General features: G+C 66.3%; 8 protein-coding genes. 3 read left to right on the top strand and 5 right to left on the bottom strand.

Annotation, left to right across the window (positions count from 1 at the left end; genetic code table 11):
* Positions 1–2: 2 nt before the first annotated feature.
* The 4 genes from M2342_RS13580 to M2342_RS13595 form a co-directional block, all read right to left on the bottom strand.
* Positions 3–1,175: a thiolase family protein gene (locus tag M2342_RS13580; protein WP_264579483.1), complete on the bottom strand. Its 1,173-nt coding sequence runs from the start codon at positions 1,173–1,175 to the stop codon at positions 3–5.
* A gap of 3 nt (positions 1,176–1,178) precedes the next feature.
* Positions 1,179–1,979, bottom strand: coding sequence for a crotonase/enoyl-CoA hydratase family protein (locus M2342_RS13585; RefSeq protein WP_264574657.1), 801 nt, complete (start codon positions 1,977–1,979; stop codon positions 1,179–1,181).
* Positions 1,980–1,982: 3 nt separating this feature from the next.
* A complete protein-coding gene (locus M2342_RS13590; RefSeq protein WP_264579484.1) occupies positions 1,983–4,136 on the bottom strand; it encodes an acetate--CoA ligase family protein in 2,154 nt (717 codons plus the stop codon).
* 107 nt (positions 4,137–4,243) lie between these two features.
* On the bottom strand, positions 4,244–7,150 hold the full coding sequence (locus M2342_RS13595) for a TonB-dependent receptor plug domain-containing protein (RefSeq protein WP_264579485.1): 2,907 nt from the start codon (positions 7,148–7,150) through the stop codon (positions 4,244–4,246).
* A gap of 341 nt (positions 7,151–7,491) precedes the next feature.
* Here M2342_RS13595 and M2342_RS13600 point away from each other — a divergent pair, with 341 nt between their 5' ends.
* Complete coding sequence (locus M2342_RS13600; RefSeq protein ID WP_264579486.1) at positions 7,492–8,667, top strand: acyl-CoA dehydrogenase family protein; 1,176 nt, start codon at positions 7,492–7,494, stop codon at positions 8,665–8,667.
* Complete coding sequence (locus M2342_RS13605) at positions 8,664–9,794, top strand: acyl-CoA dehydrogenase family protein (RefSeq protein WP_264579487.1); 1,131 nt, start codon at positions 8,664–8,666, stop codon at positions 9,792–9,794. The genes M2342_RS13600 and M2342_RS13605 overlap by 4 nt, the downstream gene beginning before the upstream one ends.
* A 17-nt stretch (positions 9,795–9,811) precedes the next feature.
* Here the strand turns inward: M2342_RS13605 and M2342_RS13610 are convergent, their stop codons facing one another.
* Positions 9,812–10,891, bottom strand: coding sequence for an aldo/keto reductase (locus tag M2342_RS13610; RefSeq protein ID WP_264579488.1), 1,080 nt, complete (start codon positions 10,889–10,891; stop codon positions 9,812–9,814).
* A gap of 89 nt (positions 10,892–10,980) precedes the next feature.
* Here M2342_RS13610 and M2342_RS13615 point away from each other — a divergent pair, with 89 nt between their 5' ends.
* The gene (locus M2342_RS13615) at positions 10,981–12,438 is read left to right on the top strand and encodes an aldehyde dehydrogenase family protein (RefSeq protein ID WP_264579489.1); all 1,458 of its coding nucleotides are present in this window, start codon (positions 10,981–10,983) and stop codon (positions 12,436–12,438) included.
* Positions 12,439–12,523 lie beyond the last annotated feature (85 nt).

Here is a 12,523-nt window from a genome sequence, read left to right on the forward strand (position 1 = left end):
CCTCAGCCCTCCGACGTGAGGATGAGGGCGGTGCTGGTGTTCCAGTTCCGCCCATAGGGAATGCCGCCGATGCCGGTGACGAGCGCATGGCGGCGGTCCTTCACCTGCCGCGCGCCGCCATCGCCGAACAATTGGCGCACCGCCTCGACGAGATTGGTGCCGCCACCCGCCAGACCGCACTGCCCGGCGGAGATTTGCCCGCCGCCGGTGTTGAGCGGCAGATCGCCGGAGAAGAGGAAATCGGTCTCGTGGATGAACGCCGCGCCCTGCCCGTGCGCACAAAAGCCGAGCATTTCCAACTGCATCATGATCGCAATGATGAAGTCGTCATAAGGATGGAAAGAGCCGATATCGCGGGGGGTGAGCCCGGCCTGCGCGAAGGCCCGTTCCCCTGCCTGCCGATGGCCGGTGACGGTGGGATCGACAATTGCCAAGGCGGCACCGAGATTGGTGCGCTCGCCATAGCCGCGCAGCACCGCACAGCGCGTGAGGCCCCGCTGCTCCGCGCGCTTGCGGCTGGTCACCAGCACCCCGCTGGCGCCATCGCAGGGCATCACGCAATCGAGCAGGCGGATCGGATCGTTAATCATGCGCGATTGCACATAATCATCAACCGTGATCGGCTTGCGCAGCTTCTCGCAGGCCTTGTCATTGCGCAGGGCATGTTCGCGCTGGGCCACCGCCAGCTTGCCGAGAGCGCGCTCGTCCAGGCCGAACCTGTCATGATAATAAAGGCTCAACATGCCGAAGGCGGCGGGTGCGCCGAGATAGCCATAAGGCGTGGTCCACTCCGCGCCATAGGAGCGCGGGCGGCCGTTATTCTCGGCCACGGCGGTATCGGCAAAGAGGCAGAGGACGGTGGTGCAGAGCCCGGCATCGATGGCGGCGGCGGCGCGCGCCACCGCGCCGACCGGCGAGGAACCGCCAATGTCCACCGTTTGGCAGAAATCCAGCTCCAGTGCGAGTTGATCGGCCGTGGTCTGCGACCAGAAGATGTTGCCGGCGCCGGTGGAAGAGGAGGAGAGGATCAGCCCGTCAATCTCGCCTTTCTCGAAGCCGGTCTGCTCCAGAATGCCGTCGAGGATTTCGGCGCCCAGCTCCCAGACATCGACCTCGCTGCGCAGGACGATCTTGGTTTCCGCATAGCCGACAATGGCATTGTCCCGCAGCGCCATGGGTCAGCCTTTCGTCGGGTCGGAAGGCGGCGCGGCAACCTTGTTCTCGCCGCGCTCGACAAAGGCGCGGATGCGGTCAGTACCCTCGCTGCTGCGGGCCGATCCGCCGATCAGCCCCTCGAAGAACAGCCCGTCGCTGTGGCTCATGTCGCCGATGCGGGGGAGCGCGGCGCACACGGCCCAATTGGTGTTGGGCGCATTGCTGGCGATGCTGGCCGCCAGTTCCTTCGCCTTGGCCATCGCCTCGCCCTTGGGCACGACATATTGGCAGAGATTGGCGCGCTCGCCCTCGGCGGCGCTCAGCACGCGGCCGGTGAGCATCATGTCGGCCATGCGGGCGTAACCCATCAGGCCCTGAATGCGCACGGCGCCGCCGCCACCCACGAAGATGCCGCGCTTGCCCTCCGGCAAGGCGAAGAAGGTGCTCTCGTCGGCGACGCGGACCTGGCAGGCCGAGGCGATCTCCAGCCCGCCGCCGATGCAGGCGCCCTCCAGCGCGGCGATCCACGGGATCGGCCCGCGCGCGACGAGATCGAGCGGGACCGTCCAGCGGCCGCGCTCCCAGGGCTTGGGCGGATTGGCGCCACTCATGCGCGAGGCCGCTTCCGCCAGATCCAGCCCGGCCGAGAAATTGCCGCCATGGCCAAAGAGGATGCCAACGCGCGCTTCCGACGCGGCGCGTTCGAACGCCGCGTGCAGACTCGCCATCACTTCCGTATTGACCGCGTTGCGCTTGGCCGCGCGGTTGATGCCGACGATGGCGATCTCGCCATCCAGCTCATAGGTCGCCAGCGTCTCGCTCATGGTTCAGTTCCCCTCCGCAGCGGTGATGATGAGGGCATCGACGGCCGTCAGCCCTTCCCCTTGCGGATGCACGAAGACGGGGTTGAGGTCGATCTCCTCGATCTGCGGCATGGTTTCCATCAGGCGACCGATCAGCGCGGCGGTGCGGGCGACCGCCTGCACATCGACCGGGGGCGAACCCCGGAAGCCCTTGAGCAGCTTGGCGCTGCGCAGCTTCATCAGCTCGGCGACGATATCCTCCTGCGCCATGTCGACCGGGAGCAGGCGCACATCGCCCAGCGCCTCCACCCAAATGCCGCCGAGGCCGACCAGCACGACCGGCCCCCATTTGGCATCGCGCTTGGCGCCGATCATCAGTTCCAGGCCCTTGGGCGCCATCTTCTCGACCAGTACGCCATCCAGCACCAGACCGGGCTGGGCGCGGGCGACATTGGCGTGGAGATCGTCCCAGGCGCGGCGTAGCTCGTCGGCGTCACGGATGCCGAGGATCACGCCGCCCGCCTCGGTCTTGTGCGCCAGTGCGCCGGCCTGCGCCTTGATGGCGAGCGGGTAGCCGACCTTGGCGGCGGTCGCCTCGGCTTCCTCAAGCGAGGTGGCGAGGCCTCCGGCGGGCACGCGGATGCCCATGGCGGACAGCAGCTGCTTGCCGAGCCATTCGGGCTGCGGGCCGCTGCCCAGCGTCGGCAAATCGGCAAAGGGCGTGTGGGTGACCGAGCGCGCCGAGCGCGCCAGCGAGCGGCCATGGCGCGTGACGCGAGACAGCGCCGTCATCGACCGCTCGATGGAGCGGCTGAGGATGAGGCGGTTGGCGCGCACCGAGGCTTCGAAGTCGGCATCCATCTCCGGCGCCGGGAAAGCCATGATCGCCGGGCGATCCTTGCCCTTGAGGCTGTCGATGAACATCGGCCCATAGCCGCGCTGCGAAGCGGCCGTGCCGCTGTTGATGGCAATGAGCACACTGCCGACATTGCCATCCGCCATCAGCGCATTCGTGCCGAGCGGGATCAGATCGGGCTGGAAAATCGCCTGCGTGCCGAGATCGAGCGGGTTGCGCGGCGGGATGAAGACGGGGAGTTGCGGCGCCAGTTCGCTGCGGGTCTGCTCGGTGAGCGCGGGCATCTCCATATCCAGCGCCTCGAAATAATCATGCGCGATGGCGCAGAAGCCGCCCGAGAAGGTGAGCACGCCGGGCCCCTTGGTGGGCGCGACCGGATAGCGCGCCAGCAGCTCGATCACATCGACCCACTCCTCCAGCGTCTCGACCAGCACCACGCCGGCGCGATCGAGATGGAGCTGCATGGTGGCATAGTCGCCCGCCAGCGCACCGGTGTGCGACTGGATCGCGGCCTTGCCCTTCTCGCCCCGGCCCGGATGAATGGCGACCAGCGCCTTGCCGGCCGCTTGCGCGCGCCGGGCCGCGGCGAGGAAGGCCTGCGGATCGCGCACTTCCTCCAGATAGAGCGCGATGACCTTCGTCGCCTCATCCTGCGCGAAGAAATCGATGAAATCGGGAATGCCGATGCCCGCCTCGTTTCCGGTGGAGACGGTATAGGCCATCGGCAGATGCCGCGCGGCGAGATTGGTGCTGGCATAGGCCATCAGCCCGCCGCTCTGAGAGACCATGGCAATGGCGGGATTGGGATCGTCCGGCGCCAGCCTGGCGACCTTGCGGGCGTTGGCAAAGCCGATGGGCAAGCCCTTGACGAGATTGGTGTAACCGAGGCAGTTCGGCCCGAGCAGCGCGACATTACCTTCATAGGCGATGCGGACCAGTTCATCCTGCCCTGCCCGGTTGCCGGCCTCGGCAAAGCCCGAGGAAAAGACCGTCACCGCCTTGACGCCGCGCCGCACGCAGGCCTCCAGCGCATCCTTCACACCCGCCGCCGGGAGCGTGAACACCGCCAGATCGACGCCCTCGGGCAGATCGTCGATGCTCTGCGTCACGGGATAGCCGTCAATCTCCCCCTCCGCCCGGCCGACGACATGGACATCGCCATCAAAAGCATTGAGCTGGAGATTGGCGAGCACCGTCCGCCCCGCCGTTTTGGGCTTGGCCGACACGCCGATGACCGCAATCGAGCGGGGGCGCATGAACAAGGCGACCGCATCGGCTCCCCGCACAGGTTTGATCCGGGGGGAAAGATCGGTCGCAGACATAGGATCACCATTCATGCTGAGGGGCCATGAAAAAGGGCGCGCGAGCGCGGCCCCCAATATGTAAATCAAGGCAGCGGCCGACGCGTGGCCGGCCGCTGCCGAAGCGATCAGAAATTGAAGCGCACGCCGACCTTGTAGGACCGGCCGATACGATCATAGAAGCCGGCCAATTGCGTGTTCGGAAAGGGCGGCTCTTTGTCGAGCAGGTTGTTGATCACAGCGTAGAGCTGCACCTTCTTTCCGTTGCTCTCCATCAGATTGATGTTGCCGGACCAATTCAGATACAGCCGCGAGGCAACATTCATGTTGCCGACCGAAATCGGCGAAGCGGAATTATAATCCGGGTCGCCGGGCTGAACGAGGGTTGCGTCCACGATACCGCCGTCGATCCAGCGCGCGTTGAGCGTGGTGCCCCAATCATCCGTCTCATAGCCGAGGCTGGCGTTGATCTGCCAGTGCGGTACGCTCGTGGCCCCGGTATTGAGGCCGGAGGTGAAGCCGCCGAGCTGGCCGGCCCGGTTGATCCGGCTGCCCCGCGTCTGGATGATTCCAGCGGCATTGCGAGTGGGCGCGACGCCCAGCCCATCGTCCGAGATCAGATCCTTCACATAAGTACCGAACAGGCGGGTGGTGACCCGGCCGGGACCAGCATTGAAGCGGTACTGCATCTCGAAGTCCACGCCGCGCGTCTCCAGCGAAGCGAGGTTGAGCAACTGCACGGTCACCGAGTTGATTTCCGTAGAGGTGCCGGTGCCGGAAAGGGCCGTCACGGCGCAGAAGGCGCCCCGCGAGCCGCCCTGGATTTCCGCATAGCAGTTGTCGACAATCTGCTGGGCGGGGAAGCTGGCAATCGCGCCGTTGATCTTGATATTGTAATAATCGATCGAGGCGGAGAAACCCGGCAGGAACGATGGCGACACCACCGCGCCAACGGTGAAGGTATCCGCCTTTTCCGGCGCCAGCGTCTGGCTGGGCGCGAAGACCACCGTGTAGGACCGCGACACGCCGTTGAACGGATTGCGCAGCGTTGACTGGGTGGAGGTCACCGAGAACAGCTCGGCCGCATTGGGCGCCCGAATGTCCCGCGAGCGCGTTCCGCGGAACCGCAGCCCGTCCAGCACGTCCCATGTCGCGCCGATCTTCCAGGTGGTCACGCCACCCGACACGTCATAATCCGTGTAACGCACCGCACCGTTGAGATCGAGCGCCTTGAAGAATGCCGTGTCGCGGGCCAGCGGCACCACGACCTCGGCATAAGCTTCCTTGGTGGCGAACGCGCCCTGATAAGGCTGCGGATTGGAGAAATTGTAGCGCCGTTGCGCCGCCAGTGAGTCAACGACGCTCAGCGCCGTATCGCGGCGATACTCGGCGCCCGCCGCCAGAGAAACCGGCCCTGCCCAGGTGGAGAAGGGCTCACCGCGAAGGTTGAGCGCGCCGACAAACTGGGTCGTGGTGATGCTCTGGAACTGGGTGCCGTTCACATAAGCGATCGCCTGCGGCGACATGGCGCCTACCCCGAACAAGTTCAGCGGGACGCAACCCTGCGCACGTGCGGTCGTATCGCGGCAGACGATCTGGCCGCCCACATTGATCGCATCATAAGCCCAGAGGAAATTCTGCTGGATGCGCATGTTGCGGATCTGGGAGTCGAGCTTGTTCTCGCCATACTGGACATAACCGTCCCACGCCCAGCCACCGCCAAGATCGCCATTCAAACCGGCGACCACGCGATAGGTGGAATTGAAGTTCACGATCTGCGTCGAGGAGAAATCCGGGTTCGACCGTCCCATGACGAACGAGGTGATGCCGTTTGCGTCCATGATGGATGCCACGGCAGCCGGGAGAAAGGCATTGTCGCGCCGAATGATAACGGCATTGGCGCCGCTCACGGCCGTATCGCGCGGAATGGGGCCGGAATAATCCGAGCCCGACCGGCCATAGCTGCCTTCGACGAACATGCCGATGGCGTCGCTGAGTTCATAATTCAGGTGCGCGCGGACCACATAGCGATCCACCGGCAGCACCAGCGTATGGCCAAGGCGGGGCGGCGTGCCCTGCGAGCTCGACATATTGTAGGAGGAACCGCCCGACTCCTGCCCGTAGGTGAAATTGCCAACCTGGTTTGGCGCAGGGAACCAGATGCCGCGCAGCGCATCGACGCCATTGGCCGGGTTGGTATCGGCATTGTTGCCGAGGATGACACCGCCGATGAGCGAATTGACGAACCGCACGCCGCTCTCGAACGACCGCGACGGGGTGCCCGCCGGACGCGTGGCGGCGAAGGAAACGGACTCTTCGTAACGGCGCCCCCAGGCCCGATCATCGAAGCCGCCGATGCCATCGGACTTCACATATTCGCCGCCGATTACGAAGTGGCCGCGACCCTCAGCAAACGGGCTGCCGAAAGCCAGACCGATGCGGCGCTCGAAATTATCGCCCTCCTCGGAAAGGCCGAGGGAAAGATCGCCCTTCAAGCCGGTCAGGCGGTTGTTCATGATGACATTGACGACGCCGGAAATCGCGTCCGACCCGTAGGCGGCCGAGGCGCCGCCGGTCACCACATCGACCCGGTCGATCATGACGGTGGGCATGAGATTGAGATCCACCTGCCCGGTGGGCGCGGTGGGCACATGGCGGCGGCCATCGACCAGCACCAGGGTACGGATGTTCCCCAGCGCGCGAAGGTCCGCGAAGGTCGCGCCGGAAAGGTTGGACGACTGAGTGTTGGTCTGGTTGCTAACGCTCGGGCGGAAGGACGGCACCTCATTGAGATAGTCGCCCACATTGGCCGCGCCGCGCTCGGCGATTGCCTCCGAGGTCACGACGACCAGCGGCGTGGGCGCCTGAAAGCCATCGCGCTTCACGCGCGAGCCGGTGATGATGATATCGCGCACCTGCGCATCGTTATCCTGCGCCTGGGGCGCCGGCCCATCCTGCGCGAGCGCCGGGGCAGACCCCAGGGCGACAAATGTGCAGGCGGCAGCAGACGCGAGCAACCATGTTCGACGAGACATATCCCCTCCTATTTGTTGCCGCAGGTTTGCGCCTGCCGGCCTTTCATTGTGCCCGAGACTAAGCGTCATAAAGGCTGTGTCAACAACAATGATACTATATTATCTTTTGGGGTCGCCGGGTTTTAACAGGTGCGTGGATGACGGCCCAATGCCCCGGAAACCAAGGCTTGCCGGCGGCGCCCTCAATGCAAACCGCGCAGCCCTCTGCCCCGATCCGGTGACGACTCAATTGTTGCGCAAATCGATGCTAATGACAACAACATTCTCCAGCCGCTTTATATAAAGCTACTTGATATTATCTGCGCGCGCGCGATGATGGGAAGGAGAAGGAGAGGACAGGCATGTACACGCAAAGCGAGCAGGCTTTTGCCGAAGAGGTCCGCGCATTCGTGCGCGCGCAATGCCCGGAGAATGTACGCGAGAAAGTGACCAACGCGGTCGGCATCACCGCAGCGGAGCGGCTCGCCTGGCACAAGGCGCTGCACGCGCGCGGCTGGGCGGCGCCGCACTGGCCGGTGGAGCATGGCGGCACCGGCTGGAGCCCGGTCCAGACCTATATTTTCTCCGAGACGCTGGCCGAGGAAGGCGCGCCGGACCTTGGCTCCTTCGGCCTCAAGATGCTCGGCCCGACGCTGATGCATTACGGCACGCCGGAGCAGAAGGCCCATTATCTGCCACGCATCCTCTCCGGCGAGGACATCTGGTGCCAGGGCTTTTCCGAACCGGGCGCCGGGTCCGACCTCGCCTCGCTCAAGACTCGCGCCGTGCGGGACGGCGACCATTGGGTGGTCAACGGGCAGAAGATGTGGACGACCATGGCGCATGAATCGACCATGATGTTCGCGCTGGTCCGCACCGATCCCGATGCGCCCAAGCCGCAAATGGGCATCTCCATGCTGCTCATCGACCTCAAGACGCCGGGCATCGACATTCGCCCGATCATCCTGCTCAACGGCGCCCACACCACCAACGAGGTGTTCTTCGACACTGTGCGGGTGCCCGCCGAAAATCTGGTGGGCGAGCCGCATAAAGGCTGGACCTATTCGCGCGTGGTACTCGGCAATGAGCGGCTGTCGATCGCGCGCATCGGCCTCAACCGCCGCCAGTTGGCGCGGCTGAGGCAGATCGCGGCCGAGCAGGGACTGGCCGGCGCGCCGCATGTCCGCGCGCGCATCGCCGAGGCGGCGATCGAGCTGGATGCGCTGGAGGCCATGGCCACCGCCATGCTGGACCGCGCCCGGGCCGGGGTCGCCCCGGGGATCGAGGCCAATATGCTCAAGATCAAGGGATCGGAGCTTCAGCAGCGACTGACGCGCCTGCTGGTCGAGGTGGCGGGCCGCAGCGCAGCGCCGTTCGCCCCCGACGCCGCCATGGACGCTGGCGATGCGGACAAGCCATGGCTCGGGCGCCTGTTCAAGAGCCATTTCGATACGCGCGTCGTCAGCATCTATGGCGGCTCGAACGAAATCCAGCGCAACATCATCGCCAAAACGCTTGGCCTGGGGGCAGCCCGATGAACACGACCGTGATGGACGCCGCGCCGGCAAGCGGTGCCGAAGAGACGAACATTCGCGACCTGCTGCGCAACTCGCTCGAAACCGTTCTCGCGCGGCACTACAGCTTCGAGCAGCGCCGCGATGCGCATGAAAGCCCTGCGCGGGAATCGCAGACGGCCTGGGTGGCTTACGCCGACATGGGCCTGCTGGCGCTGACCCTGCCGGAGGGGCATGGCGGCTTCCCCGGCACATTGGGCGACCTCGCCATGGTGGTCGAGACGATGGGCAGCGCGATGGTGCTGGAGCCCTATGCGGCGGTGATGACCGGCGCGCGGCTGCTGGCGGCGGCCGGCAGCGAGGATCAGCAGGCGGCATGGCTGCCCGCCATCTGCGCCGGCGCAGTGCGCGTCGTGCTGGCGCATGAGGAAGCCGATGGCGGCTATGGCCGGCCGATCACTGCCCACGCCACGCCCGATCCGCATGGCTGGCGCCTCTCGGGCCGCAAGGTTGCCGTGGCGGGCGGGGACACGGCGGACCTGTTCATCGTCTCAGCGAACACAGCCGGGGGTGTGGCGCTGTTTCTCGTCCCGGCGGCGGATCTGGCCCTTCGTCCGACCCGCTGTTTCGACTGGACCGGTGCCGCCGACCTCTTGCTGGACGACGTCATCATCCCCACCGCCGCGCGGATGCCGGGCGGCGAGGCGGCGCTGGCCCGCGCGCTCGATGAAGCCACCGCCCTCGCCTGCGCGGATGCCATTGGCGCCTTGCGGGCGGCGAATGCCCTCGCTCGCGAGCATACCCACACCCGCCGGCAATTCGGTCGCCCGCTGGATGCCTTTCAGGTGCTCCAGCATCGGCTGGTCGACATGGCCATCGCGCAGGAGCTTGCCGCGCCGATCGCGGCCGCCGCCATCGCCGCCTGCGAGGCAGACGACCCGGCGGCACGCGCTCGCGCGGTCTCGGCGGCGAAAGTGAAGATCGGCGAGTCGGCCCGCTTCATCGGCGAGCAGTGCGTGCAACTCCATGGCGGCATGGGGCTGGTGCAGGAATATCCGGCCGCACATCTGTTCGCCCGGCTGGGCCTGTTCGAGCTCTCCCATGGCGACCGCGACGCTCATCTCGAGCGCTACGCGGCGCTGGCCCTTTAAGCGCTCAGCTTAAACCCTTAGCGGCGGCTCTGGCTCGGCGAGCCGCCGCCGGTGGGTGGCGCGATACCGTTGATGCGGGTGCCGCCACTGATCGAGCCCGTGGCACGCCGCGCAAAGTCGGCGGGATAGGTCAGCGCGGGAGGTCCGGCGGCATCGAGCGCCGCCAGATCCTCGGCCGACAGGGTGATGCGGCTCGCCGCGGCATTTTCGACAAGCTGGTCGGCATCGTTGGCGCCCAGCAGGATCGTCGCGACCCAGGGCTTGGCCTGCAGCCAGGCCAGCGCGATCTGTGCCGGGCTGGCGCCGTGGCGCTCCGCGACCTGCAGCACGACGTCCAGCACGCGCTCGGCCTTCTCGTCCAGAATGCGGGCAAGGAACGAGCCACGCCCTTCGGCATCATGATTGCTGGCATCGCCGCGCCGATAGCGGCCGCTCAGCGCCCCGCTCTTGAGCGGCGACCAGGCCGCGATGCCCATGCCATAGGCCTGGGCGAGCGGCACATGCTCGACCTCGATATTCCGCTCCATCAGCGAATATTGCAGCTGCAGGCCAATCACCGGCACCAGATTGCGCCACTGCGCCAGCCAGTGCGCCTCGGCCACCTTCCACGCCGGAATGTTGGAAAGGCCGACATGCAGCACCTTGCCCGCCCGCACCAGATCATCGAGCGCACGCATCGTCTCATCCATCGGCGTCAGCGGATCGACGATGTGCATCCAGAGCAGATCGACCCGGTCGGTCTTGAGCTTGCGCAGCGAGGCTTCGACGCTTTGCAGGATGGACTTGCGCCCGCCCCCGCCGGCATTGGGATCGCCATCGCGGACGTTCGAGCCGAATTTGGTGGCGATCACCAGCCGGTCCCGCAGGCCGGACTCGCCGACGAGATAATCACCGAGAATCGTCTCGGCCTCGCCGCCGCCATAGCTGTTCGCGCAATCGAGGAAGTTGCCGCCGAGGTCGCGATATTGCGCGATGAGGCGCCCGGCGGCGGTGGGGTCCAGACTCCAGGGCTGCGCGCCGCCGAAGTTGAAGGTGCCGAGCGCGTAACGGCTCACCCGCAGGCCGGACCGTCCCAAGGTCACGAAATCGTCAAACATTCCACCCCTTCCCGATTGCTCAAACTATACTACTATATTATCTTTATGGCGTATCGCCGGATGTGAGCCAAGCGGAGAACAAAAGCAACATGAACGATCGTCTGACCGCGCAAAAGCCCATGCTTGACTCGCCCCAGCTTGCCGCCGGCATGCTGATCGACGGGGAGATCGTGGCGGGAGAGGCGTTCATGCCGGTGATCGATCCCGCGACCGGCGCCGCCTTTGCCCAGGCACCGGACGCGCAGCGGCACGATCTCGACCGGGCCGTCGCCGCCGCGCGCCGCGCCTTCCCCGGCTGGTCCGCCCGCGATGTGACCGAGCGGCGCGCCGTCATCCATCGGATCGCCGCGCGCCTGCGCGAGGTCGCCGATCCGCTGGGCGCGCTGCTCACCGCCGAACAGGGCAAGCCGTTGCGCGACGCCATTGGCGAGGTGCGCCGCGCGGCCGATCATATCGAGGCGTTGAGCGCCTTCGATGTCGCCGGCGGCGTGCTGCGCGAAGATGCGCGCGAGCGGGTGGAAATCCGCTACCGGCCGCTCGGCGTGGTGGGGGGCATCACGCCGTGGAACGTGCCGGTGATGCTCGCGACGGTGAAGATCGCGCAGGCGCTCTACACCGGCAATTGCATCGTGCTGAAGCCCTCCCCGCTCACGCCGCTCTCCACGCTCGCCATCGGGCAGGCCATTGCGGACATCGTGCCCCCGGGCACGGTGAACATCCTGAGCGGCGGCAATGATCTGGGCGTTTGGCTGACAACGCATCCGGATGTGGACAAGATCAGCTTCACCGGATCGGTGGCGACTGGCCGCCATGTGATGGCCAGCGCGGCAGGCACCTTCAAGCGCATCACGCTGGAATTGGGCGGCAACGACCCCGCCATTGTCCTGCCCGATGCGGATGTGGAAGCCACCGCCGAGGGCATTGCCCGCAGCGCCTTTGCCAATTGCGGGCAGGTCTGCATGGCGATCAAGCGGGTGTTCGTGCATCGCGCGCTCTACCCGGCGATGGTCGAGGCGCTGGCCCGCCGCGCCGCCGCCATCCGCGTGGGGCCGGGCACCGATCCGCAGAGCCAGATGGGGCCGATCCAGAACCGGATGCAGTTCGAGAAGGTGCTGGCGCTGCTCGACGGCGTGCGGGCGACTCCGGGCGCACAGATTCTCACCGGCGGCGAGCGGCTGCCCGGCCCGGGCTATTTCGTCATGCCGACAGTGGTCGCAGGGCTGGATGACGCGGCGCCGCTGGTGCGCGAAGAGCAGTTCGGCCCGGTGCTGCCGGTGCTGGCTTTCGACGAGATCGAGGATGTCATCCGCCGCGCCAACGCCACCGAATTCGGCCTCGGCGCATCGGTGTGGACGGCGGACACAGACGGCGGCGGCGCGATTGCCCGGCAGCTTGAGGCCGGGATGGTCTGGGTCAACCGGCACGGCGGCAATGGCCGCGACGTGCCGTTCGGTGGCGCCAAGCATTCAGGCTATGGGCGGGAACAGGGCGTCGCGGGGATGCAATCCTATATGGAAATGCAGGCGGTCACGATTCCGCTGGCATGAGGTGCACCCCTCAGTCGCTCCGCCTGCCTAATCGATGCAGACTTGGCGCGGTATCATCGTCATGCTCCCGTCACTCGTGATCGGG

Origin of the sequence: Sphingobium sp. B8D3A (assembly GCF_025961995.1) — a bacterium.
Taxonomy (GTDB): Bacteria; Pseudomonadota; Alphaproteobacteria; order Sphingomonadales; family Sphingomonadaceae; genus Sphingobium.